Genomic DNA, 26764 nt, shown 5'->3' with positions numbered 1-26764 from the left:
GGTGAACATATGAGTAAAATCCGCGTATATGAATATGCGAAACAGAAAAATGTTCAAAGTAAAGACATTATTGAAAAGCTTAAAACGATGGATGTCCACGTTGCGAATCATATGTCTATGATTGATCAGGCAGCTCTTAAAAAATTGGATGAAGCATATCGTCCAAAGTCTAACAAAGATCAACCAAAATCAACAAATCAAAATCAACTCCCTAAATCAGATGTGAAAAATAGCAACCCTGGTAATGACACCAAATCTAATAAAAAGGAAGTTCAAAAAGAGAGTAATATGAAAATAAAAAAAGAGAACAATAACTCGTCACAAGCTAAAGGACCAAAGTCCACTAATACTAACAGCCAAAACAATCAAAACAAAACTAGCAACAGCAATCAGAACAAAAGCACTAACAGCAACCAAAACAAGAGCAGTAACAGCAATTCAAACAACAAGAATAACAACAACAGAAACCAAAACAACAATAGAAACAACAACAACAACAAGAACAACAACAATCGCAACAAGCAAAACAGAGGCGGCGGAAACCAGCAACAACAAGCTCCTCAAAAGAAAGTACTAGAAACGCCAAGTAAGATTACGTTTACTGATTCACTACAAGTTGGTGAACTTGCTAAAAAGTTGAACAAAGATACTTCTGAGATTATTAAAAAGTTAATGGGTCTTGGAATCATGGCAACGATCAATCAAGAGCTTGATAAAGAAGCGATTGAATTGATCGCAGCTGACTACGATGTAGAAGTAGAAGAAGAAATCATCGTTGATGAGACTGAATTCGAAAACTACGAAATCGTAGATGAAGAAAAAGATCTTCAAGTTCGTCCGCCAGTCGTTACGATCATGGGTCACGTTGACCACGGTAAAACAACGCTTCTTGATGCGATCCGTAACACGAAGGTGACTGCAGGCGAAGCGGGTGGTATCACACAGCATATCGGTGCATATCAAATTACGAACAACGGAAAACAAATTACGTTCCTAGATACTCCTGGACATGCTGCGTTTACAACGATGCGTGCTCGTGGAGCTCAAGTAACGGATATCACGATTCTTGTTGTAGCTGCTGATGACGGTGTTATGCCTCAAACAGTTGAAGCGATCAACCACGCAAAAGCAGCAGAAGTTCCAATCATCGTTGCTGTAAACAAAATGGATAAAGAATCTGCTAACCCAGATCGTGTTATGCAAGAACTAACTGAGCACGGACTTGTTTCTGAAGCATGGGGTGGAGATACGATCTTCGTAAACGTTTCTGCGATTAAAGGTGACGGAATTGACGATCTGCTTGAAATGATCAACCTTGTTTCTGAAGTTGAAGAATTAAAAGCAAATCCAAACCGTACAGCAATTGGAACTGTGATTGAAGCACAGCTTGATAAGGGCCGTGGTTCTGTTGCAACTCTTCTTGTTCAATCAGGTACGTTAAACGTTGGAGATCCAATCGTAGTTGGACACACATTTGGTCGTGTTCGTGCGATGGTGAACGATCTTGGACGTAGAGTTAAAACGGTAGGACCTTCAACACCTGTTGAAATTACTGGATTGAATGATGTTCCACAAGCCGGAGATCAGTTCATGGTCTTCGCTGATGAGAAAAAAGCTCGTCAAGTTGGTGAATCTCGCTTCAAAAAACAGCAGGATGCACAGCGTAAAGAGTCTTCTAAACTAAACCTTGATGACCTCTTTAATCAAATTAAAGAAGGTGACATCAAAGAAATTAATGTTATCATCAAAGGTGATGTTCAAGGTTCTGTTGAGGCACTTGCAGGTTCATTACAAAAAATCGATGTTGAAGGCGTAAAAGTTAAAATCATCCACTCTGGTGTTGGAGCGATCAACGAGTATGACATCATGCTTGCTTCTGCTTCAAACGCAATCGTGATTGGTTTCAACGTTCGTCCTGATAATGGTGCGAAACGTACGGCTGACGCTGAAAAAGTCGATGTTCGTCTGCATAGAATTATCTACAACGTAATCGAAGAGATCGAATCAGCGATGAAAGGGATGCTTGATCCGGAATTCGAAGAAAAAGTTATCGGGCAAGTTGAAGTTCGTACGACTTTCAAAGTTTCTAAAGTGGGTACGATCGCTGGATGTTACGTTACGGAAGGTAAGATCACAAGAGATTCCACAGTTCGCTTGATTCGTGACGGCGTAGTATCTTACGAAGGTAAGATCGATGCACTTAAACGTTTTAAAGACGATGCTAAAGAAGTATCTGCTGGATACGAATGTGGAATCACGTTAGAAAAGTTCAATGATATTAAAGAGGGCGACATCATTGAAGCTTATATCATGGAAGAAATTAAAGTAAAATGATCGGGTTCTTAACGGTTGAGTTTTTCATCTATGAAGCACAGTCGTTAAAAGATAAACGTTCAGTTGTTCAAAAAGCGGTAAACAGGCTGCGTCAACGATTAAATATAGCTGTATCTGAAACAGATCATCAAGATTTGTGGCAGCGGGCAGAGATAAGTATGGTTACCGTTTCTTCGGACAAAATAATAGCAGAAAAAGAATTGCAAAGAGCACTTGCGATTATTACATCTATTTCTGAGTTGGAAGTTACACGTTCAAACATCGAGTGGCTGTAACGCAAGTGGCAAGAAACGGGGTGTAGTAAAAATGGGCACAATCCGTTCCAATCGTATTGGGGAACAGATGAAAAAAGAGCTTAGTGACATTATAGGCCGAAAAATCAAAGACCCCCGCGTAGGTTTTGTGACCGTTACGGCGGTAGATGTAACAGGTGATTTACAGCAGGCTACTGTTTATGTTTCTGTGTTTGGTGATGCCGATCAAAAGGAACAAACATTACGAAGCTTAGCGAAAGCAACAGGTTTTATTCGTACAGAAATCGGAAAACGCATCCGCATGCGTAAAACACCAGACATCTTTTTTAAATTTGATGAATCTCTAAATTATGGAAGCAAGATCGAAAGTCTTTTGTCTGATATCAAACGTGAGGATGAAGAAGACGAAGAAAATGAAGAGCATCCGAAGCCATAATAGCAAATGGATAGGCAATTAATTTTGTCTATCCATTTTTTGCTTATTAAAAAGAGATAATGTGATCAAAGGAGAAGCTTTTATGAGTGCAAGACAAGGAATTTTGGCATTGAAAAAACCTGCTGGTATGACATCACATGATTGCGTGGCAAAGATACGAAGAATCTTTTCAACGAAAAAAGTGGGTCACACAGGTACATTAGATCCTGAGGTGACAGGAGTTCTTCCTATATGTATAGGGAGAGCGACGAAGGTCGCAGAGTACATGTCAGACTATGGCAAGGAATATATAGGTGAAGTCACTTTAGGATACTCTACAGAAACAGAAGATGCTCACGGTGAAAAAGTACTAGAGAAGCAAGTAGAAAAAGATATCTCATTTTCTGATATAAAAGACATTTTAAAGGCTTTACAAGGAGAGATTGAACAGGTTCCTCCGATGTATTCAGCGGTTAAAGTAAACGGAAAGAAACTTTATGAATATGCGAGACAAGGACTCACTGTTGAACGCCCGAAACGAAATGTGACCATCCATGAACTCGAATTAATTGACGATGGTGACGTTTTAAGTAAAGATCAACCTGTATTTTCATTTAGAGTACGATGTTCTAAAGGTACATACGTGAGGACGCTTGCTGTTGAGATCGGTGAGAGACTTGGATATCCTGCACACATGTCATCTTTGATCAGAACAGCATCAGGACCTTTTTCTATTGAAGACTGCGTAACATTTGAGCAGCTTGAAAGCGGAGAGACGCCATTAGAAGATTACTTGTTTCCACTTGAAAAAGGAATCTCTCACTTTCCTAAATGGACAGTTTCAGAAGAGCTGTTGTTCAAGATAAAAAATGGTTCTGTGCTTGAAGCACCAAAAGATTTGGTACAAAGCCCGTTTGGTGTTTATAATGAAGAAGGAAAATGTCTAGCCTTATATGAGCTTCATCCTTCAAAACCAGGTTTAATAAAACCGGTTAAAGTGTTAGCCATTGATTAATGAAAGAAGTTAGTAGGTGAGTTTTTTGGAAACGATTGTTATAAGTCATCCGCATCATTTTCAACAAGATGACCTTCCACCAACTTTTTTGGCTCTAGGTTATTTTGACGGAATTCATGTAGGACACCAACGTGTGATCAACACCGCAGTAGAACTTGCTAAGAAGAACAACGCTGTTCCTGCTGTTATGAGCTTTCACCCGCACCCGTCTGTCGTGTTAGGCAAGAGTGATCATAATTGGACATACATCACACCTCTTGAAGAAAAAAAGAAGATTCTAGAGGAGATGGGTGTAGAAAGATTTTATCTTGTGAAATTTGATCATGTTTTTGCGGGTCTAGATACGCAGGAGTTTGTTGATCAGTATGTGATTGGTTTGAATGTGGTCCATGTTGTTACCGGTTTTGATTTTTCATATGGAAAGTATGGAAAAGGTAATGTTGAAACTTTAGTGAAAGAATCTAACGGTCAATTTGGGCAGACTGTTATTGAAAAGATCGAAAAAGATGGTCAAAAAATAAGCTCCACATTGATTCGAAACCATCTTAAAGAAGGTCTAGTCGATGAGCTTCAGCCTTACCTTGGTAGAAGGTATACACTCACCGGCACAGTGATACATGGCGATAAACGTGGTCGGACGATAGGATTTCCAACAGCGAACCTAGACACCGATCAATATTCATTGCCAAAAGTAGGAGTTTACGCAGTAGAAGTTATCATCGATAATAAGAGTTATTTCGCGATGGCGAACGTAGGGTACAAACCTACATTTAAAGATGATCAAAAAAAACCATCTCTCGAAGTTCATATCTTCGATTTCAACAAAGAGATATATGGGGAAGATGTTCGAATCACTTGGTTGAAGAGAATTCGTGATGAGAAGAAATTTAGCGGAATAGACGAACTTATTGCCCAGCTTCATGCTGATAAAAGCAGAACATTTGAAATCATACAGTCCCTGTAATAAAAAACTTGCATTTATTCTATAAAAAGTCTATGATAATAACTGTACATTTTAATGTGCATATAACCATTGCTTGGCAAATCGAGTCACCGACGTTTGCTCGGTAATTGGTGTTTCTATTATTAAGGAGGTGAAAAGGATGGCTATTACTCAAGAGCGTAAGAACGAACTAATCAGCGAGTATAAGGTACATGATACGGACACTGGATCTCCAGAAGTTCAAATCGCTATCCTTACTGAACAAATCAATGAGTTGAATGATCACTTGCGTACACACAAGAAAGATCACCACTCACGTCGTGGTCTATTGAAAATGGTTGGTAAGCGTCGTAACTTGTTAACGTACCTACGTAACAAGGACATCACGCGTTACCGCGAATTGATCGGAAGACTTGGATTACGTCGTTAATCCAGCAAAGCGGGATATATTTCCCGCTTTTTTTATTGCAAGCATTCATCCATAAACGGCACTAAACATGTTATTCTTGGTATGTATGAGTAAATTCTTTCGAGTTTTTCTTTTTAGGAAGGACTACGTTAGGATATAATAGAACCATAATATGATAGGATTTTTCTAAGTGTTGAGAGGAGTACCAAGTAAAATGGATCAACAAAAAAGAACTTTTACAATGGACTGGGCGGGTAGAACGCTTACGTTCGAAATTGGAGAATTAGCAAAACAAGCGAACGGTGCTGTAATGGTCAGATATGGCGATACTGCAGTACTTTCAACAGCTGTTGCATCAAAACAGCCTAAAAATCTTAGCTTCTTTCCGCTGACAGTAAACTACGAAGAGCGTTTATATGCAGTAGGTAAAATCCCAGGTGGATTTATTAAACGTGAAGGACGACCAAGCGAAAAAGCGGTATTAGCGAGTCGTTTAATCGACCGCCCTATCCGTCCTTTATTCGCAGATGGGTTCCGTAACGAAGTACAAGTTGTCAGCACAGTAATGAGTGTGGATCAAAACTGTTCTTCAGAAATGGCTGCAATGATTGGGTCATCACTTGCGTTGTCTATTTCTGATATTCCTTTTGAAGGACCGATCGCTGGAGTAACAGTTGGTCGAATCGAAGGCAAATTTGTGATTAATCCAACGGTTGAACAAAATGAAAAGAGTGATATTCAACTAATTGTGGCAGGTACTAAACATGCCATCAACATGGTTGAGGCTGGTGCAGAAGAAGTTTCTGAAGAAGTTATGCTTGAAGCGATCATGTTCGGTCACGAAGAGATCAAACGCTTAATCGCTTTCCAAGAAGAGATTGTTTCTGAAATCGGTAAAGAAAAGATGGAGATCGTTCTTCATGAGCTAGATAAAGATGTGGAACAAGAAGTTCGTGAATTTGTTGGAAACGATGTGAAAGAAGCAGTTAAAGTTGTTGAAAAGCATGCTCGTCAAGAAGCTTTAGACGCTGTAAGTGCAAACGTCGCTTCTCGTTACGAAGAAGATGAAGATAAAGCCAGCGAAGCTAAAGAGGTTTTACATAAACTCATCAAAGAAGAAGTGAGACGCTTGATCCTTAAGGAGAAAGTACGTCCGGATGGAAGGAAGACAGATGAAATCCGTCAACTTTCTTCAAAAGTCGGCATCTTAGCAAGAACGCATGGTTCGGGTCTATTTACACGTGGACAAACTCAAGCCCTCAGCATCTGTACGTTAGGAGCTCTTGGCGACGTTCAAGTTCTAGATGGTCTAGGTGTAGAAGAATCAAAACGATTCATGCACCAATATAACTTCCCTCCATTCAGTGTGGGTGAGACAGGATTTATGCGCGGACCAGGTAGACGTGAGATCGGACATGGTGCACTAGGTGAGCGTGCTTTAGAGCAAGTGATTCCGAACGAAGAAGAGTTCCCATACACGATCCGTCTTGTTTCAGAAGTATTAGAGTCAAATGGTTCTACATCGCAAGCAAGTATTTGTGCAAGTACGCTTGCATTGATGGATGCTGGTGTTCCGATCAAAGCTCCAGTTGCTGGTATCGCTATGGGTCTGATTTCAGACGGTGAAGATGTAACGGTTCTAACAGATATTCAAGGTATGGAAGATCATCTTGGAGATATGGACTTTAAAGTGGCAGGAACTCCGAACGGTATCACTGCTCTTCAAATGGATATTAAAATTTCAGGTATCAACCGTGAAATTCTTCAAGAAGCTTTAACTCAAGCAAAAGAAGGACGTATGATCATTCTGAAGTCTATGCTCGCTACACTTTCAGAATCTCGTACACAACTTTCTCAATATGCACCTAAGATCTTAACGATGAAGATCAACCCAGATAAGATCCGTGATGTAATCGGTCCAAGCGGGAAAATCATCAATAAGATCATCGAAGAAACGGGTGTTAAGATTGATATCGAGCAAGATGGTACAGTCTTCATCGCTTCAACTGACGAATCTATGAACAAAAAAGCGAAGAAGATCATTGAAGATATTGTTCGTGAAGTTCAAGTTGGAGAATACTACATGGGTAAAGTTAAACGTATTGAAAAGTTTGGTGCGTTTGTAGAACTATTCAGCGGCAAAGATGGACTCGTTCATATCTCTGAACTTGCTGAAGAACGTGTAGGAAAAGTTGAAGATGTTGTGAAGCTCGGTGACGAGATCATGGTTAAAGTTATGGAGATCGATAATCAAGGTCGCGTAAACTTATCTCGCAAAGTTGTGTTGAAAGAAGAAAAAGCAAAGAACGAACAGCAGCAAAACGTATAATATAGGAAGTAAAAAGACTGCACCAAAAACGGATACCTCTGTATCCGGTTGGTCAGTCTTTTTTTTTGTTTATTTTTCAATGTGATTTGAATATAAACTTGATAATTCATCCATACTAAATCTCTCTTCCCTACGAGAATCGTATAAACGTTCTAACCTGTCCAACACATACATACCTTGATTACAGGGAGGGAGTTTACGTGAAAAATAAAATTCTTCAATGGTCATTAGTAGTATTTGTTATCACTGCGATAGCGTTTTCGTTGCATAATCCATTTACGAGCACCTATATCGAAAGTTTGAAGGCTCAGAGCACAGCCGTTTCACAAATGGAGTCTAATTCAATCTATCAGCAGATCAAAGAAAAAGCGAAGGAGCTAAATCGTCCTCCTAAAAATGCAGAGATCGATCCAGTCTGGAAAGCCACTCCCGGTTATAATGGCATTGTTGTTGACATGGAAGCATCCTTTAAAGCGATGAAGAAAGCAAATAAATTTGATGAGAATAAACTTGTTATAAAGCAAATAAATCCAAGTGTTCATCTTGAAAACCTTCCTGCATCTCCGATCTATAGAGGTAATCCAGAGAAGCCTATGGTTACACTGTTAGTGAACGTAGCATGGGGTAATGAGTACCTGCCTGGTATGCTTCAGACGATGAAAAAGAATAATGTGAAGTCAACGTATTTTCTAGATGGGTCTTGGGTGAAAAAGAACCCGTCACTCGCGAAAATGATTGCAGAAGAAAAACATGAGATCGGTAATCACGCTTACTCTCATCCGGATTTAAAAAAGATGACCAATTCACGGATTACAGAGGAACTCAAGCAGACCAACGAAGTGATACATGCAACACTAGACATCCATCCAAAATGGTTTGCGCCTCCAAGTGGAAGTTTTCGAAACGACGTTGTGCAGATCGCCTCAGAGATGGATATGAAAACGATACTTTGGACGGTTGATACGATCGATTGGAGAAAGCCTAATCCTGACGAAATGGTAAGCAGAGTTCTTAGCAAAGTACATCCTGGTGCAATGATTCTAATGCACCCAACAGAATCATCTTCAGCTGGTCTAGATAAATTAATTAAAGGAATAAAAGAAAAAGGATACAGCATCGGAACGGTGTCAGATTTGATGGATGAGAAGAGATTAGTCCCTAAAACCATCAAGTAAAGTTGTGTACGTGTTATGATAATGGTATATTGTTCCTATGATTAGTGGAACAACTGACAGCTAGGGGGAAACAAGTTTGATTAACAGATATACATGCTCAAACGGCGTGCGAATTGTTTTGGAAAACATTCCAACAGTACGCTCTGTTGCGATCGGTGTATGGATCGGCACAGGCTCCAGATTTGAAAACACAAAAAATAACGGAATCTCGCATTTTCTGGAGCATATGTTCTTCAAAGGTACAAAGACAAGAACAGCACGAGAAATTGCAGAATCTTTTGATAGCATCGGTGGACAAGTGAATGCTTTCACTTCAAAAGAATACACATGTTATTATGCAAAAGTTCTTGATACGCATTCACCATATGCTCTTGAAGTACTAGCAGATATGTTTTTTAACTCAACCTTTGACGAAGGAGAGTTATTAAAAGAAAAGAATGTTGTGTTAGAAGAAATTAAAATGTATGAAGATACACCAGATGATATTGTTCACGATATGTTGAGCCGTGCTAGCTTTCAAAACCACGAACTCGGATTTCCTATATTAGGAACGGAAGAAACATTGAACACGTTTACAGGGAATACACTTCGAGATTATATGGATACTCATTACGTTCCGGAAGAAGTAGTCATCTCTGTCGCAGGAAACGTTGATGAATCTTTCATAAAGGAAGTTGAAAAATGGTTCGGTGACTACAAAACAAGTGGAGTTATTAAACCAGTAATTGAAACGCCGGTTTTCTATCCAGAGAAACTTTCTCGTAAGAAAGAAACAGAACAAGCACATCTATGTCTTGGTTTTCCAGGACTTTCTCTTAAAGATAAACGCAGCTACAGTTTGATCATCCTCAATAACATTTTTGGATCAAGCATGTCTAGCCGCTTGTTTCAAGAAGTAAGGGAGCAGAAGGGATTAGCTTATTCGGTGTTCTCTTACCATTCAGCGTTTCAGGATAATGGGATCTTTACTATTTATGGAGGAACAGCTCCACATCAATTAGATGAGCTGTATGATACGGTCTTAAATATAGTTGATGATTTAAAAGAGAACGGAATTACTGACAAAGAGCTGAAAAACTCTAAAGAACAGATAAAAGGAAACTTGATGCTGAGTCTTGAGAGCACGAATAGCAGAATGAGCCGCAATGGAAAACATGAGCTCATCTTAGGTTATCATCGTACCCTTGATGATATGGTCGAATCGATCGATAAAGTGTCCAAAGACGATGTGGACACGTTGGTTCAGTCTATCTTTAGTGAAGGATGTTCAGCATCTCTAGTGAGTCCAAATGGAGAACTTCCAAAAGGACTTCAATAGCATACAGTTATTCTTAAAAAACCCGGAGTTCATCCGGGTTTTTTGCGTTTTCAAAAAACCTCTTTAAAAATGGGCTAAACGTTTCCTAAAATGCCCCAAACATAGGAGTTGCTCGTGAATATAATGATGTTGATTGAAAACTTATGATCGTGTTACTTAGCGTATTGAAATGATGACTTTAAATATTAGTTTTACCGTTGTACAGAAAGTCTTTCTGTAACCAGATAGGCGGGGTGTTCATATGATGTTGAGCGTGGATAGCAATCCCCTGCAAGAAATGGAACAACGGAGAAAGGGGAGAAAGAATGTTAACGGATTTGCATATCGCAGTTTTTGGCGGCGATGCGAGACAGTTAGAAGTTATTCGGAAACTAACAGAACTGGATGCGATACTTACACTTATCGGTTATGACCAACTTGATCACGGATTCACTGGGGCTTCAAAAATGAATATAGATGAAGTAGATTTCTCAAAGTTAGACAGTATCATTCTGCCTGTGAGTGGAACAGGACTGCAAGGGGAGATCGATACCATTTTCTCTAATAAAAAAATGATTCTAACAGAAGATCATCTTAAAAAGACGAAAGACCACTGCCAAGTATTTTCAGGGATCAGCAACTCTTATTTAGATGGTATTACAACAAACAGCAACAGAAAACTAACGAAGTTGTTTGAAAGAGATGATGTTGCGATCTATAACAGCATTCCTACTGTTGAAGGAACGATCATGATGGTCATCCAACACACAGATATAACCATCCATCAATCTAATACGGTTGTTTTAGGCTTTGGACGTGTAGGAATGAGCGTTGCAAGAACTTTCCAAGCATTAGGGGCACGCGTAAAAGTAGGAGCGAGAAAATCTGAACATATGGCTAGGATCTCAGAAATGGGAATGATTCCGTTTCATTTAGATGATCTAAAAAATGAGGTCTTTGAAACGGATGTTTGCATCAACACGATTCCTACACAGATTGTTAATGCTGATGTAATCTCAAAGTTTCCTTCACATACATTAGTTGTTGATCTGGCTTCAAAGCCTGGAGGCACTGACTTTAGGTATGCAGAAAAACGAGGGATTAAAGCACTTCTTGCACCTGGACTGCCAGGAATTGTTGCACCTAAAACAGCGGGTAAGATCGTTGCAAACGTACTTTCGCAGCTCTTAATCAATGAATTTAAGCGGAAGGGGTAATTATAATGGATTTTAAAGGTAAACATATTGGTTTTGGTTTAACGGGATCTCATTGTACGTATGATGCCGTATTTCCACAGATTCAAAAGCTAGTAGAGCTCGGGGCGAATGTTTCTCCATTCTTTACACATACCGTAGGGCACACGTCTACACGTTTTGGAGAAGAAGGAGAATGGGTGGAAAAGATTAAACAGATCACAGGAAATGATCCAGTGGATTCCATCGTAAAGGCTGAACCATTTGGACCGAAAACACCACTAGATTGTATGGTTATTGCTCCGTTGACCGGAAATTCGATAAGCAAGTTTGCTAATGCTATGACAGATTCTCCTGTATTGATGGGAGCAAAAGCAACACTTCGTAACCAAAAACCGGTTGTTCTCGGAATATCGACAAACGATGGTCTTGGATTGAACGGTGTAAATATCATGAGGTTGATGGCGACAAAGAACATCTATTTTATTCCGTTCAGTCAAGATGATCCAGTCAAAAAGCAAAATTCATTAGTCGCTCACATGGATACCCTTATTGAAACAATTGAGCTAGCCATACAAGGGAAACAGCTCCAGCCCGTTCTTAGGGTAAGAGATTTAGGGTAATAGATTGAAACAACAGAAGAAAATCCGTTCATAACCTCAAAGTTTATGATAAAATATGATAAATTATATGGATTAACTAGGAGAAACTAAAACTTTGAGTTTCTCCTTCTGTTGTAGATTGCTTACCTTAAACAATAAAGGAGTTAATAAAGTATGAGCCAAAAATCATTTCATGTAGCTGTAGTAGGAGCAACTGGCGCAGTTGGCCAGCAGATGTTAAACACGTTAAGTGAAAAAAATTTTCCAATAAAGAAACTATCCCTTCTTGCAAGTAAACGTTCAGCAGGACAGGTCATTTCCTTTAATGGAGAATCTCATACGATTCAAGAAGCAACACCAGAGGCATTTGAAGGTGTAGATCTTGCTTTGTTCTCTGCTGGAGGTTCAGTTTCAAAAGCTCTTGCACACGAAGCGGTGAAAAGAGGAGCAATCGTTGTAGACAACACGAGCGCATTCAGGATGGATCCGAACGTACCACTCGTCGTACCAGAGGTAAACGAACAAGATCTTTTAAAACATAATGGAATTATTGCAAATCCGAACTGTTCGACCATACAGATGGTCGTTGCTCTTCAGCCTCTTCACGAAAAGTTCGGTCTTAAAAAAGTAATTGTTTCTACTTATCAAGCTGTTTCAGGAGCAGGAGCAAAAGCAGTTGAGGAATTAAAAGAACAATCAAGAGCGATTCTAAACGATGAATCTTTCGAGGCGTCTATCATGCCTTGTGCTTCAGACAAAAAGCACTATCAGATCGCTTTCAACGCGGTTCCACAAATTGATAAATTTGAAGAGAACGGCTATACATTTGAAGAGTTGAAAATGATGAACGAAACAAAAAAGATTATGCACTTAGAAAATCTAGAGATCGCAGCAACGTGTGTGCGATTACCTGTTGAGACAGGACACTCAGAATCTTTGTATGCAGAATTTGAGAATGGCAACCCTACCGTTCAAGAAATAAGAGAACTATTAAAAACATCTCCAGGCATCACGCTTCAGGATCAGCCTGAAGAACAGATCTACCCTATGCCTGCAATAGCTGCAGGTCTGCCTGATGTTTTTGTTGGCAGAATACGTAAAGACTTAGACCGTGATAACGCCTATCACATGTGGGTAGTATCAGATAACTTACTTAAAGGTGCTGCATATAACTCCGTTCAAATCGCAGAGAGCTTAATCAAATTAGATCTGCTTTAATTTTATAAAGAAGGTGCATTCATGAAGATAATCGTTCAAAAATTTGGGGGAACTTCTTTAAAAGATGACACAGGACGTGTTGAAGCGATCCGTCATATTAAAAATGCTGTAGAAGAAGGCTATAAAGTGGTTTGTGTCGTTTCAGCAATGGGACGTTTCGGTGATCCTTACGCTACTGATACTTTATTAAGCCTTGTAGGGGATAAAAATAAGATTTCTAACAGAGAACAAGACCTCTTGTTGTCTTGCGGAGAAATCATTTCATCAGTTGTATTCTCTGGAATGTTAAATACAACAGGTCTTTCATCTGTAGCCTTAACAGGTCCACAAGCAGGCTTTAGAACCAATGATGACTTCTCAAATGCTAGAATTATAGATATGAAAGTAGATCGGATAAAGTCAGAACTTGAACATCATCAAGTAGTAGTTGTTGCAGGTTTTCAAGGCCAATCTAAAACTGGAGATATCGCAACACTTGGTAGAGGTGGAAGTGACACGAGTGCTTCGGCATTAGGAGCTGCTTTAGAAGCTGAGTTTATTGATATTTTTACAGATGTAGAAGGGGTAATGACTGCTGACCCTAGACTTGTTAAAGATGCAAGACCGCTATCCGTCGTAACATATGCTGAAATCTGCAACATGGCTTATCAAGGAGCAAAGGTCATTCATCCACGTGCTGTAGAGATCGCCATGCAAGCCAAGATCCCGTTAAGAATTCGTTCAACCTATTCAGATCTTCCAGGAACCCTTGTTACATCAGCCGTAAAGGGACCTGCTGGTAAAGACGTTCAGGAATCGATCATCACGGGTATTGCACATGTTTCAAACATTACTCAAATTAAAGTGTATGCCAACGATGGTCAGTATGACCTTCATACAAAAGTGTTCAAAGCCATGGCCCAAGAACAAATTTCAGTAGACTTTATCAACATCAGTCCAAAAGGTGTCGTATATACGATCATGGAAGACAAGACGGATATGGCTTTAGCAAAATTAAAAGATCTTGGATACGAACCTGAAGTGAACCGTGATTGTGCTAAAGTATCAGCAGTGGGAGCTGGCATCGCAGGAACGCCAGGGGTTACAGCAGCTATCGTAGAATCATTATCTAGCAGGAACATACAAATCTTACAATCTGCTGATTCGCATACGACGATCTGGGTGCTGGTTAAGAAAGCAGATCTGATTGAATCGGTAAATGCTCTTCATTCCGCTTTTCGTTTGAATGAGGAAGGAATATCTGCGAACTTACAAGAAATTGTACAGCAGCAGTTTAATGAGTATTGAGGAGTGAAGTAAATGAATTTTGGTAGTATTAGCACTGCGATGGTAACGCCTTTTGACAGCAAAGGGAACATCGATTTTGGCAGAACGACGAAACTGGTTAACCATCTGCTTAACAATGGAACGGATAGTCTAGTAGTAGCTGGGACTACCGGAGAGTCTGCGACTTTGACTACAGAAGAAAAAATAGCGCTTTTTAAACATGTTGTAAAAGTAGTCGATGGCAGAGTACCTGTGGTTGCAGGAACAGGAAGTAACAATACGAAAGCATCCATTGATCTTTCAAAAAAAGCTGAAGAAATCGGTGTGGATGCAATTATGATCGTAGCACCGTATTATAATAAACCAAGTCAAGAGGGTATCATCGCTCATTATAAAGCAATTGCAAGTGCAATCAGCCTTCCAATCATGGCGTATAACATACCGGGAAGATCAGTAATTACATTTTCGGTTGAAACCGTGCTTCGACTAGCTGAAGTACCGAACATTGTTGCATTAAAAGATGCAGGCGGAAATTTAGATACAATGAGTGAAGTTATTGAGAATACTCCGGACGACTTTGTTGTTTACAGCGGTGACGACGGTCTAACCCTTCCTTCTTTAGCAATAGGAAGTGCGGGAATCGTTTCAGTGGCTTCACATGTGATCGGTAACGAGATGCAAACGATGATTAAAGCGTTTAGCAATGGCGAAAATAAAGAAGCTGCTCGTATTCACCGAAAGTTGCTCCAGGTTATGCAGGAGCTCTTTAAAGCACCGAGTCCCGCTCCTGTAAAAACAGCGCTACAATTAAGAGGGCTTGATGTTGGTGGAGTCAGATTGCCGTTATTACCTTTAAATCAATCTGAAAGAGAAGCACTCTCAAACAGATTAAACAGCTTGTAAAACAGTAAAACAGGGCTTCGCATGTGATTTATATGCGCTGCCCTTTTTTGATGTTTCCGCATTTTGTCGAAAATCGGTTAAATAATTTTATCCGTGAAATTATTGGCTCTATATGTGAATATATTTTGATTTAACATGAAAATAAAATGGATTACCGTGAAATTATTTAACTTTGCGATTTCCACAAACAAAACGAACGCTTCAATCTAGATCAAACAGCGGCAACGGCTCCCATGTAAAACAAAAAAGCCCTGATTCAATCAAGAAACATCGAATCAGAGACTTAATTCTATCATTATTGATCGTACTGCCAGCTGGTGTCTAAATACAGAAAAACTTAGTCCAAAGTTTCAATACTATTACGTACAACGATAACCTTATTTTTATTTGTCTTTTGCTCAGTCTTGTTTTGTATTCCTCTCATAGAGTATAATGTTTTTAAGTGACGTGATCGGGAAATATTTTTTTACATACAACATAGGAGGAATATACACATTGTCAAAACAAAATAGAGATAAAATTAAAGTTTTTGCCTTGGGCGGAGTCGGTGAGATCGGCAAAAACATGTATGTAGTGGATACAGGTGAGGAAATTTTTGTTATGGACTCAGGTCTTATGTTCCCTCAAGAGGAAATGCTTGGAATCGACATCGTCATACCAGATGTGACCTACTTGAAGGAAAACCTGGAGCGTGTGACTGGAATCTTCTTAACTCATGCCCATGAAGACCATATCGGTGGCCTTCCATATGTCTTAAGACAAGTACCTGTACCTGTTTATGGAACGCGTTTGACATTAGGACTAGTAGAAGCAAAATTAAAAGAAGCGGGACTTTTGCGCTCCACAGAATTAAATATGATTGAAACGAACCAAAAGCTTTCATTCAACAGTGCGAAGGTAAGTTTCTTCCACGTAAATCACAGTATTCCAGATGCAGTAGGAATTGCAATTCACACGTCACAGGGAATTATTGCAAATACTGGTGATTTTAAGATCGATCATACACCGATCGATGGACAGCATACCGAATTTGGGAAGATTTCAAGCCTAGCTGAAGAAGGAGTACTGTGTCTGCTTTCAGACAGTACGAATGCAGAACGACCAGGATCTACAGGTCCAGAAGCACAAGTTGGACAAGAGATCCTTGATGTATTCCAAGCGGCAAAGGGAAGAATCATCATTGCTTCCTTCGCTTCAAATGTACATCGTGTTCAGCAAGTAATGAACGCAGCTGCCAAAACAAACAGAAAAGTAGCTGTTAACGGAAGAAGTATGGTAAAAGTTGTTGATATTGCATCACAGCTAGGTTATTTGACGATTGAAAAAGATCTGTTAGTTACGATCGATCAAGCAAACGATTACAGCGATGAAAAGGTTGTCATCTTAACAACAGGAAGCCAAGGCGAATCAATGGCGGCGTTGTCTAGAATGGCGCAAAAATCACATAAACAGATCGCACTTCGACCTTCAGATACAGTCGTTATTGCCGCTACCCCGATACCTGGCAATGAAACTTCTGTCGCGAAGATGGTTGATAAACTGATGCGTACAGGAGCAGATGTTATCTTTGGCCAGAAGAAGGTTCATGTATCAGGACACGGTAGTGCTGAGGAGCTTAAGTTCATGCTCAGTATGATGAGACCTAAATATTTTATGCCGGTTCACGGTGAATATAAGATGCAAAAAGCGCATCAAAAATTAGCGATTGAAGTTGGAGTTGAAAAAGACAACATTTTTATCGTTGATAAAGGTGAAGTGGTGGAGTTCGCTAACGGATTCGCGCAAAAAACCGGAAAAGTGCCTTCAGGAAACGTATTAGTAGATGGACTCGGTGTAGGAGATATCGGAAACATCGTGCTTCGTGACCGTAAACTTTTATCACAAGATGGAATCTTAGTCGTTGTCGTTACGATCAGCAAAGATTCACATAAGCTGATCTCAGGACCTGAGATCATCTCAAGAGGATTTGTATATGTTCGTGAAAGTGAAGCTCTTCTTCACGAAGCAAATACAAAAGTTCGTGATGTACTTGAAAAGTGCATGAACGAAAATATGAAAGAATGGTCTAGTCTGAAATCAAACGTCAGAGATACATTAAGTCAGTATCTATTTGAAAAAACCAAGAGAAGACCAATGATCATGCCGATTATTATGGAAATTTAACCCGCTGATAAAGCGGGTTTTTATTTTTTTCTCATATGAATGGAAATTACGCCCATACTAAGAAGAACCTAACTTAGAAGGGGTATGAATTATGGATCAGACACCAGAAACAGAAGCACCACAAACAGATGCACCATCAAAGAAAGATGAAAGCTCAGGACTTATTCAGAAGATACAGTCGCTAGGACAGACGAACGTTCCCACAATGGAAGGCTCAAGCATACATTGTTTGACGATTGTAGGTCAGATCGAAGGACATATGCAGCTTCCTCCTAACAACAAAGCGACCAAATACGAACATTTGATTCCGCAATTAGTAGCCATTGAACAGAATCATAAGATCGAAGGGCTACTTGTAATCTTGAACACAGTTGGTGGAGATGTGGAAGCTGGCCTTGCTATCTCTGAGATGATCGCTTCTCTTTCAAAGCCTAGTGTATCCCTCGTATTAGGAGGAGGACATTCCATAGGAGTTCCAATAGCGGTAAGCGCTAATTATTCGTTCATCGCACCAACGGCTACCATGACGATCCATCCGGTTCGATTAACAGGTCTGGTCATTGGGGTACCGCAAACGTTTGAGTATTTAGATAAGATGCAGGACCGTGTGATCTCTTTCGTAACGAGCCATTCCGATATCACGGAAGAGCGATTTAAAGAACTGATGTTTTCTAAAGGGAACCTGACACGAGATATCGGTACGAATGTCATTGGAACAGATGCGGTGAGTGATGGACTCATAAACGCAGTAGGCGGAGTGGGGCAAGCGATCAAGAAGTTGAATGAGTTGATCGAAGCGAACAAAAAAGAAGAGGATAAAGGGTTGCCACAATGATCTGGTATACGATGCAGCCTTTTGAATTGATGTTTCCGGAAGAAGGAAACGAACATTCGGCGCAGAATGTAATACTTTATAATGATGTCCCTGTCCTCGTAGAACGTATCGGTGATGAGAAAAGAATCGTTCAGATCATGAGCACAGACCCTTCTCATTTTTTACTAGAAGACTGTCAACCTGGAATGGTGCTGCGAAATTTTTAAAAAAGTCATCTAAGAATTATGCTATACTATCTTAAAGCAGCCTTCTGATTTGCAGGGCTGCTTTTCTTTCTATTTTTGTTCATACATACATAATATTGCATGCTAGTGAGGTGAAAAAAATGGCAAAAAACAAAAAAAAGAAAGCTAAAAATAAAGGCAGATGGAAAGAGCAGCTGACGTTTGAGATTGCAGGGCTCACCATCCTCGCATTATCATCTCTAGCACTTGCTAAGATGGGTAATGTAGGAATGGCATTTGTTCATCTACTGCGATTCTTTAGTGGAGAATGGTACGGTATACTTCTGCTTGCTTGTATATTATTATCTTTTTATTTGATATGGAAAAGAAGCTGGCCGGTCTTGGTATCCAAAAAATTAACAGGTGTGTATATACTCTTCTTCTCATTTCTAGTATTGAGCCACCTAACTTTGTTTGAACATTTAACGAACGGTGGGGAATGGAAAGACGCTTCTGTTATAAGAAACACTTGGGATCTTTATTGGATGCAGCTTCAAGGGGAAACCTCAACCAACGATATTGGCGGGGGACTTGTAGGAGCTATCGGTTTTGCTCTATTTTATTTTTTGTTTGGAGCTGGAGGAACAAAGCTTGTCATCTTCTTTTTAATAATAGGGAGCCTTTTGTTGATCTCGGGTAAATCGTTATCCGTTCTTCTTCAGAAACTAGTCGATACATCCAGTTCAGCAACTTCTAAAATGAAAGAATACTTACAAGAAAAGAAAACGTCACTTGCTGAAGAAAGAACAAAAAAAATAAAAGAAAAGAAAAATTTAACGCCGGCAACTGTAGATGATGAAGAAGATACAGAAGAGATCATCATCTCTGAAGATCCAGTAATTGAAGATTTTACAAAAAGGGTTCAACAAACAGAGAGCGGCGTTCAGTTGAAATTTGCTCCTCAGGTGTACGGTGAGAATGAAGAAAAAGAAGATGAAAAGGATGCTAGAGGGTCTGAAGATGAGCCGACACCTTCACCTTTACCTGTTAATTTTGGTGATGAAGTAATCCAGAACGAACATTATCAGCTTCCGACGATGAAACATCTTAGAACGCCTCAAAATAGTGGTCAGCACAAAGACAAGCAATATGCTGCAAGCAAGAGCAATGCGAAGAAACTTGAAAAAACGTTTGAAAGCTTTGGGGTAAAAGCAAAAGTTCTTAAAGTTCACCTGGGACCCGCCGTTACAAAGTATGAAGTGTACCCAGATGTAGGTGTTAAAGTAAGTAAGATTGTGAATTTATCAGATGACTTAGCTCTTGCATTAGCAGCAAAAGATATTCGGATCGAAGCACCGATACCAGGAAAATCAGCTGTTGGAATCGAGGTGCCCAATCAGGAGATCTCGATGGTGACATTAAGAGAAGTGCTTGAGGCACCACAATTTTCTGGACAACAATCACCACTCGCTATCGGTCTAGGAAGAGATATCTCTGGTGAACCGATCATCGCAGATCTTTCTAAGATGCCTCACTTACTTGTGGCAGGAGCAACCGGAAGCGGTAAAAGTGTGTGTGTAAACGGCATTATTACGAGTATTCTAATGAGAGCTAAACCACACGAAGTGAAAATGATGATGATTGATCCAAAGATGGTGGAATTGAATATGTATAACGGAATACCACATCTCTTGGCGCCAGTCGTCACTGAACCGAAGAAGGCAGCTCAAGCATTAAAAAGAGTGGTCTCTGAGATGGAGCGTAGGTATGAACTATTTTCCCATAGCGGTACACGAAACATCGAAGGTTACAATGAATCGATAAGAAAACAAAATGCTAAAGGTGATGCAAAACAGCCTTTTTTACCTTATATCGTAGTTATAGTTGATGAACTAGCTGATTTGATGATGGTTGCTTCAGGTGACGTAGAGGATGCGATCACTCGTCTTGCTCAGATGGCTCGAGCAGCAGGGATTCACTTAATTATTGCAACCCAGCGTCCGTCTGTGGATGTAATAACAGGTGTTATTAAAGCGAACATTCCGTCACGAATTGCGTTTAGTGTTTCTTCACAAACTGACTCTAGAACGATACTTGATATGGGAGGGGCAGAGAAGCTTTTAGGGAGAGGAGATATGTTGTTCTTCCCTTCAGGAGCATCAAAACCCGTTCGCGTTCAAGGGGCGTTTCTATCAGATGAAGAAGTAGAAGCGATCGTAGATCACTGTGTGACACAGCAAAGAGCTCAATACCAAGCAGAGATGATTCCTACTGAAGAAGCAGAACCTGCGGTCATGGAGTCTGAAGATGACCTGTTTGGTGATGCTGTAAGATTAGTCGTTGATATGCAGACAGCTTCAGTTTCTATGCTTCAAAGAAGATTTCGCATCGGTTATTCAAGGGCGGCAAGATTAATCGACTCGATGGAATCGAAAGGAATCGTAGGACCCTATGAAGGATCCAAACCTCGTGAAGTGCTGATATCTGCTATGCCGGACGAAAAAGAAGCTTCTAGTTCATAGGTCATAGGAAAACGGGCTCATACGGGCTCGTTTTCCTTTTCTGTTGGAATTTAATTCAATTTATGTAAAATACAAAGAACACCTATTAAAAATTTGTAAAAATAGTATTTATTTATAGAAATAAAAATGGTATAGTAATGTCGATTCTACTAATAATTTGTCATACGTCGAACAACTTAGTTAAGGTGGTTTTGGAATGTCAATAAAGGCTGACCATCGCTTGTTATATATAAAAGTGATTGAAAAGTTAAAAAAAGATATTGAAGAAGGTATTTATAAAGAAGGAGAAAAACTTCCTTCTGAGTTTGAACTATCAAAACAGCTTGGAATCTCAAGAGCTACACTGCGTGAGGCGCTTCGTATTTTAGAAGATGAAAACGTACTCATTCGAAAACATGGTGTGGGTACTTTTGTAAGAACTCGTGCTTTGTTCTCATCTGGCATTGAAGAACTTTACAGTGTGACCGATATGATAGAAAGAGGCGGCAAACGTGCTGGGACTATTTTCCTAAAGTCGCAGATGACTGACGTTACAGAAGAACTGCTTAGCAAGTTTAACAATTCATTGCCTGAAGGACTCATGATGATGGAGCGTGTCCGTACGGCAGATGGTGAACCAGTCGTTTTTTGTATAGATCATATGCCAGCGCACCTTTTCCCTGCAAAAGGATTGCACGATTATGAGTCATTCTTAGAGATGTTGGAAAAAGAAACGGGTAGACGTGTTATGTATGCGGTAACAAACATTGAACCGATCGGATATCACGAAAGAGTTTCTGAAATATTGGAAAGCGATGAACGCGTTCCACTCCTCATCTTAAAACAAATGCATTACGATCAATTTGATGAACCTGTACTCTATTCTTGCAACTATTTTAGATCTGATAAGTTTTTGTTCTCTGTTTTAAGAAAGCGCTTATAGTTAAAGTCTTTTTTAGGGGGTGATCGGTACTTTATTTTGCAGCATTGGTTTTAGTCATTAAAATGAAAACACTTACAGGGGGAAAATGACTTGAAAAAGAAATTAGGATTAATGGTAACTGCAATGTTAACTGCCGGTACGATTCTTGCCGGATGTGGATCTTCTGATGACGGGAAGTCTTCTGGCGGAGGAGAGAAAAAAGACTTTAAAGTAGCGATGGTAACAGACACTGGCGGTGTAGACGATAAGTCTTTCAACCAGTCAGCTTGGGAAGGTCTAACAAAGTTCGGTAAAGATAATAGTTTAGAAGAGAGCAAAGGATACAAGTACTTGCAATCTACTGCACAAAGTGATTATAAGCCGAACCTAAACTCACTTATTCGTCAAAAATACGATGTAGTTTTTGGAATCGGATTCTTGATGGGAACTGATGTAGAAACAGTAGCGAAACAACAGCCTGATGCAAAACTTGCAATCGTTGATATGGTTGTTAAAGGTGATAACGTAGCGAATATTACTTTCTCTGAACATGAAGGTTCGTTCTTAGTAGGTCTAGTTGCTGGTATGCAATCTAAATCGAACAAAGTAGGATTCGTTGGTGGTGTTAACAGTGAACTGATCAAGAAGTTTGAAAATGGATTTAAAGCGGGAGTTCTAACAGCGAACCCTAAAGCTGAAGTTCTTGTTCAATATGCAGAAGACTTCAACAAAGCTGAAAAAGGACAACAGATCGCGAACACGTTCTATCAACAAGGTGCTGATGTAATCTATCATGCTGCTGGTGGAACAGGTATGGGTGTGTTCACTGAAGCGAAGAACCGTAAGAAAAACGGTGAAGATGTTTGGGTAATCGGAGTTGACCGTGACCAACACGAAGAAGGTATGCCTGAGAACGTAACACTTACTTCAATGGTAAAACGTGTAGACCAAGCAGTTTACGAAGTTTCTGAACAAGCGATGAACGGTAAGTTCCCAGGTGGGAAAATCGTAGAATTCGGTCTTAAAGAAGATGGAGTAGGTATCGCTCCAACTCAAGAGAACGTTGAAGAGAAATCACTTCAATCTGTAGAAGATTTCAAAAAGAAAATCATCGCTGGCGAAGTGAAAGTTCCTAAGACAGACGCTGAATTTGAAGAGTTCAAGAAGAACTTAAAATAATTCAAGTGAAACAAGTTAAATAATTGGCCAGGACTTGGCATAAGCCAAGTCCTTCCTTATGCAATAAGGGGGGAGCAAGAATATGGAATATGTAATCGATATGCGTAACATCCGAAAAGAATTCCCTGGAATCGTCGCGAATGATAACATCACGCTTCAAGTAAAAAAAGGGGAGATCCATGCATTACTAGGAGAGAATGGTGCAGGAAAATCAACGTTAATGAATGTTTTGTTCGGTCTTTACGAACCTGAACAAGGGGAGATCTTCGTAAAAGGAAATAAAGTGGTGAACAATGATCCGAATATTGCCAACTCGCTTGGTATTGGGATGGTTCATCAGCACTTTATGCTCGTTGATAAGTTTACTGTTACCGAAAATATCATTCTTGGAAAAGAACCTACTAAAGGCGGAAGAGTGGATTTACAAACAGCTGCAAAAGAAGTACAAGCTCTTTCAGATCAATATGGACTTCGTGTAGATCCTAACGCAAAGATTGAAAATATCTCAGTTGGTATGCAGCAACGTGTAGAAATTTTGAAAACGCTTTATAGAGGAGCGGATATTCTCATTTTTGATGAGCCGACTGCCGTGTTAACACCTCAAGAAATCGTAGAACTTATTCAAATCATGAAAAAGCTTGTTAATGAAGGCAAGTCTATCATCCTTATCACTCATAAATTAAAAGAGATCATGGAAGTTTGTGACCGCTGTACGGTTATAAGAAGAGGGAGAGGCGTTGGTACGGTAGACGTTAGCGATTCTAACCCTGATTCTTTGGCAGCGATGATGGTTGGTCGTGAAGTAAACTTTAAAGTTGAAAAAAATGATGCTGTTCCTAAAGAGGCTGTATTGAAGATTAAAGATCTTGTCGTTCAGGATAGCAGAAAAGTGCCTGCGGTTAACGGCCTGAACTTGACGGTTCATGCTGGGGAGATTGTTGGAATCGCTGGAGTTGACGGAAACGGACAATCTGAACTATTAGAAGCAATCACAGGTCTTCATAAAGTTCACGAAGGATCTATACATCTGCGTGATAAAGAGATTACGAATAAGTCTCCTCGAAATGTTACAGAGAACGGTCTGAGTCATATTCCGCAAGATAGGCATAAACATGGACTTGTATTGGACTTTTCAGTAGGAGAGAACATGGTACTCCAAACGTATTATCAAAAGCCATATTCTAAGTCTGGAATTTTAAACTTTAAACCGATTTTTGATAAAGCGAAAAAGTTGATCGAAGAATACGATGTTCGTACACCTGATGCTTATACGCCAGCACGTGCACTATCCGGTGGAAATCAGCAAAAAGCGATCATCGCTAGAGAAGTTGACCGTGATCCGGACTTTTTGATCGCCGCTCAGCCAACTCGAGGTCTTGATGTTGGGGCGATTGAATTCATTCATTCCAAGCTGATCGAACAAAGGGATAATGGAAAAGCGGTTCTGCTTGTTTCTTTTGAGTTGGAAGAGATCATCAACGTGAGTGACCGAATCGCAGTGATGTATGAAGGAAAGATCGTTGCGATCGTAAATCCGAAAGAAACAACAGAACAAGAACTGGGTCTACTGATGGCTGGAGGAAAGAGAGGTACCGTTCATGCAGAATAATACAAAAAAAATAAAATTTATAGTGCCTCTTATTTCTGTATTTCTAGGTCTATTGATTGGTGGCATCATCATGCTGATCAGCGGATATAAGCCGATTGAAGCTTATGTAGCGCTTTTTCAAGGTATTTTTGGTGGATCATATTATATAGGTGAAACAATTAGGCAGATGTCACCTCTTATCTTGTCAGGACTTGCTGTTGCATTTGCGTTTAGAACCGGATTATTTAATATCGGAGTAGAAGGACAGCTTTTAGTCGGTTGGTTAGCTGCTGTTTATGTAGGGATTTTTGTTGATGCCCCAGCGATCATTCATATTCCTCTCGCTGTACTTGCTGCAGGTGTTGCCGGTGCATTATGGGGATCTGTTCCTGGTATTTTAAAAGCGCGCTTTAAAGTTCATGAGGTTATTACAACGATTATGATGAACTATATCGCACTTTATAGCACAAATGAAATCATCCGTAATTTTATGCTTGCTCCGGGTGAGCGAACGGAGAACGTAAAAGAATCCGCTTCTCTTGCTTCACCGTTTTTACAAAGTATTACTGAATACTCGACATTGCATTTTGGAATCATTGTAGCGATCGTTGCAGCAGTAATCATGTGGTTCTTATTATGGAGAACAACATTAGGTTATGAACTACGTGCTGTAGGTTTCAATCAGCATGCATCTCAGTACGCTGGAATCAACGTTTCGAAAAACATCGTTCTATCCATGGCGATCTCAGGAGCATTCGCAGGGATTGCAGGAAGTATGGAAGGATTAGGTACGTATCAATACATGACGATCAATGCCGGATTTACCGGTGTAGGATTTGATGGGATCGCCGTTGCACTTTTAGGTGCGAACAGTGCGATCGGTGTTATTTTAGGTGCTGCACTATTCGGCGGATTAAAGATTGGTGCCCTGAACATGCAAGCTATAGCAGGTGTTCCAACTGAACTTGTAGGTGTTGTAATTGCTCTAATCATCTTCTTTGTAGCGTGCAGCTATCTTGTTCATTGGTTGATGAACCGTGTGAACAGAGGAGGTAAGATCTGATGAGTTTTATGGATATTCTAGCACTAATCATACCTGCTGCAATCGTGTCTGCTGCTCCTTTAATCTTTACCGCTCTAGGTGGCGTTTTTAGTGAAAGGTCTGGAGTTGTAAATATCGGATTAGAAGGTCTCATGCTTTTTGGTGCTTTTACAGGAGCCGTAACGATCTATTACGGAGAACAGTTCGGATTAGATGGTGCAGCACCATGGGTCAGTTTTGTTGTAGCTATGATCGTAGGAGCACTATTTGCATCTATTCATGCCGTTGCAAGTATCTCGTTAAAAGCGGACCAAGTTGTTAGTGGAGTTGCAATCAACTTCTTGGCAGCGGGACTCGCGATCTTCTTAACGAAAAAAATCTTTAATGCAGGACAAACACCTGTTATTTCAGAACGTATCTCAAAAAGTGACATTCCGTTCTTATCAGATATTCCGATAATCGGTAAACTATTTTTCTCAAATGCGTATCTGACTTCTTATCTAGCAGTATTTGTAGCTTTAATCGTGTGGTATGTTCTTTACAAAACCCCATTTGGTCTTCGCCTTCGTTCAGTAGGTGAACACCCGATGGCAGCAGATACGATGGGAATCAACGTTAAAAAGATGCGTTATGTCGGAGTTCTGTTGAGTGGAGCTCTAGCTGGTCTAGGTGGAGCTGTTTATGTAGCTTCTATCTCAGGTAACTTCACACACTCTACGATCACAGGACAAGGCTTCATGGCTCTAGCTGCCATGATCTTTGGTAAATGGCATCCACTTGGAGCTTTAGGAGCTGCTTTATTCTTCGGACTAGCACAAGCGATCAGCATCTCTGGAGCACAGATTCCAGGTCTTCAAGATATTCCAAAAGTATTCTTGCTGATCGCACCATACGTTCTCACGATACTAGCTTTAGCTGGACTTGTAGGACGTGCGGATGCGCCGAAAGCTCTTGGTACACCTTACGAAAAAGGAAAAAGGTAACAAAAAAGTCCGCCATTCGGTGGACTTTTTTTGT

General features: G+C 40.0%; 23 protein-coding genes. All 23 read left to right on the top strand.

The window, feature by feature from the left end; genetic code table 11:
* Positions 1 to 9 precede the first annotated feature (9 nt).
* The 23 genes from infB to IHV11_RS08925 all read left to right on the top strand — a co-directional run bounded on the left by infB (position 10) and on the right by IHV11_RS08925 (position 26730).
* A complete protein-coding gene (gene infB, locus IHV11_RS09035) occupies positions 10 to 2334 on the top strand; it encodes a translation initiation factor IF-2 (RefSeq protein ID WP_197194413.1) in 2325 nt (774 codons plus the stop codon).
* Entirely contained in the window at positions 2331 to 2609 is a 279-nt protein-coding gene (locus tag IHV11_RS09030) for a DUF503 domain-containing protein (RefSeq protein WP_197194412.1), read from the top strand. Before infB ends, IHV11_RS09030 begins: the two co-directional genes overlap by 4 nt.
* Before the next feature lie 31 nt (positions 2610 to 2640).
* Positions 2641 to 3024 (top strand): 30S ribosome-binding factor RbfA, encoded by a 384-nt coding sequence (gene rbfA / locus IHV11_RS09025; RefSeq protein WP_066393771.1) that lies wholly within the window; start codon positions 2641 to 2643, stop codon positions 3022 to 3024.
* A gap of 82 nt (positions 3025 to 3106) precedes the next feature.
* Positions 3107 to 4018, top strand: a complete 912-nt coding sequence (truB, locus tag IHV11_RS09020; RefSeq protein WP_197194411.1) for a tRNA pseudouridine(55) synthase TruB — start codon at positions 3107 to 3109, stop codon at positions 4016 to 4018.
* Positions 4019 to 4043: 25 nt separating this feature from the next.
* Positions 4044 to 4982, top strand: coding sequence for a riboflavin biosynthesis protein RibF (gene ribF / locus IHV11_RS09015; protein WP_197127756.1), 939 nt, complete (start codon positions 4044 to 4046; stop codon positions 4980 to 4982).
* A 139-nt stretch (positions 4983 to 5121) separates the two neighbouring features.
* On the top strand, positions 5122 to 5391 hold the full coding sequence (gene rpsO / locus IHV11_RS09010; RefSeq protein WP_066240919.1) for a 30S ribosomal protein S15: 270 nt from the start codon (positions 5122 to 5124) through the stop codon (positions 5389 to 5391).
* Between the two features lie 193 nt (positions 5392 to 5584).
* Positions 5585 to 7699: a polyribonucleotide nucleotidyltransferase gene (pnp, locus tag IHV11_RS09005; RefSeq protein WP_197127757.1), complete on the top strand. Its 2115-nt coding sequence runs from the start codon at positions 5585 to 5587 to the stop codon at positions 7697 to 7699.
* A 200-nt stretch (positions 7700 to 7899) separates the two neighbouring features.
* On the top strand, positions 7900 to 8874 hold the full coding sequence (locus IHV11_RS09000; RefSeq protein WP_197191130.1) for a polysaccharide deacetylase family protein: 975 nt from the start codon (positions 7900 to 7902) through the stop codon (positions 8872 to 8874).
* A 76-nt stretch (positions 8875 to 8950) separates the two neighbouring features.
* On the top strand, positions 8951 to 10192 hold the full coding sequence (locus tag IHV11_RS08995; protein WP_197127759.1) for a M16 family metallopeptidase: 1242 nt from the start codon (positions 8951 to 8953) through the stop codon (positions 10190 to 10192).
* 305 nt (positions 10193 to 10497) lie between these two features.
* Positions 10498 to 11388 carry a dipicolinic acid synthetase subunit A gene (dpaA, locus tag IHV11_RS08990; RefSeq protein WP_197194410.1) on the top strand — a complete coding sequence of 297 codons (891 nt, stop codon included), beginning with the start codon at positions 10498 to 10500 and terminating at the stop codon, positions 11386 to 11388.
* Between the two features lie 5 nt (positions 11389 to 11393).
* The gene (gene dpaB, locus IHV11_RS08985; RefSeq protein WP_197127761.1) at positions 11394 to 11987 is read left to right on the top strand and encodes a dipicolinate synthase subunit B; all 594 of its coding nucleotides are present in this window, start codon (positions 11394 to 11396) and stop codon (positions 11985 to 11987) included.
* Between the two features lie 153 nt (positions 11988 to 12140).
* Entirely contained in the window at positions 12141 to 13184 is a 1044-nt protein-coding gene (asd, locus tag IHV11_RS08980; RefSeq protein WP_197127762.1) for an aspartate-semialdehyde dehydrogenase, read from the top strand.
* Positions 13185 to 13205: 21 nt separating this feature from the next.
* A complete protein-coding gene (gene dapG / locus IHV11_RS08975; protein ID WP_197127763.1) occupies positions 13206 to 14471 on the top strand; it encodes an aspartate kinase in 1266 nt (421 codons plus the stop codon).
* A gap of 12 nt (positions 14472 to 14483) precedes the next feature.
* Entirely contained in the window at positions 14484 to 15353 is an 870-nt protein-coding gene (gene dapA, locus IHV11_RS08970) for a 4-hydroxy-tetrahydrodipicolinate synthase (RefSeq protein ID WP_197194409.1), read from the top strand.
* 495 nt (positions 15354 to 15848) lie between these two features.
* Positions 15849 to 17516 (top strand): ribonuclease J, encoded by a 1668-nt coding sequence (locus IHV11_RS08965; RefSeq protein WP_197127765.1) that lies wholly within the window; start codon positions 15849 to 15851, stop codon positions 17514 to 17516.
* Between the two features lie 91 nt (positions 17517 to 17607).
* Entirely contained in the window at positions 17608 to 18351 is a 744-nt protein-coding gene (locus tag IHV11_RS08960; protein WP_197127766.1) for a ClpP family protease, read from the top strand.
* A complete protein-coding gene (locus tag IHV11_RS08955; protein WP_197194408.1) occupies positions 18348 to 18557 on the top strand; it encodes a YlzJ-like family protein in 210 nt (69 codons plus the stop codon). The genes IHV11_RS08960 and IHV11_RS08955 overlap by 4 nt, the downstream gene beginning before the upstream one ends.
* Before the next feature lie 119 nt (positions 18558 to 18676).
* A complete protein-coding gene (locus IHV11_RS08950) occupies positions 18677 to 21037 on the top strand; it encodes a DNA translocase FtsK (RefSeq protein WP_197194407.1) in 2361 nt (786 codons plus the stop codon).
* A 196-nt stretch (positions 21038 to 21233) separates the two neighbouring features.
* Positions 21234 to 21959 carry a GntR family transcriptional regulator gene (locus IHV11_RS08945; RefSeq protein WP_197194406.1) on the top strand — a complete coding sequence of 242 codons (726 nt, stop codon included), beginning with the start codon at positions 21234 to 21236 and terminating at the stop codon, positions 21957 to 21959.
* 90 nt (positions 21960 to 22049) lie between these two features.
* Positions 22050 to 23117, top strand: a complete 1068-nt coding sequence (locus tag IHV11_RS08940) for a BMP family lipoprotein (RefSeq protein WP_305069354.1) — start codon at positions 22050 to 22052, stop codon at positions 23115 to 23117.
* A gap of 82 nt (positions 23118 to 23199) precedes the next feature.
* Entirely contained in the window at positions 23200 to 24726 is a 1527-nt protein-coding gene (locus tag IHV11_RS08935; protein ID WP_197191126.1) for an ABC transporter ATP-binding protein, read from the top strand.
* Positions 24716 to 25768: an ABC transporter permease gene (locus tag IHV11_RS08930; RefSeq protein ID WP_197191125.1), complete on the top strand. Its 1053-nt coding sequence runs from the start codon at positions 24716 to 24718 to the stop codon at positions 25766 to 25768. The genes IHV11_RS08935 and IHV11_RS08930 overlap by 11 nt, the downstream gene beginning before the upstream one ends.
* Positions 25768 to 26730, top strand: coding sequence for an ABC transporter permease (locus IHV11_RS08925; protein WP_197127772.1), 963 nt, complete (start codon positions 25768 to 25770; stop codon positions 26728 to 26730). Before IHV11_RS08930 ends, IHV11_RS08925 begins: the two co-directional genes overlap by 1 nt.
* Positions 26731 to 26764: the final 34 nt, after the last annotated feature.

This window comes from Fictibacillus sp. 26RED30, assembly GCF_015903845.1.
GTDB classification, from domain to species: domain Bacteria; phylum Bacillota; class Bacilli; order Bacillales; family Fictibacillaceae; genus Fictibacillus; species Fictibacillus phosphorivorans.
The sequence above is the reverse complement of the archived record's forward strand: the minus strand, read 5'-3'. Positions and strand labels throughout refer to the sequence as shown.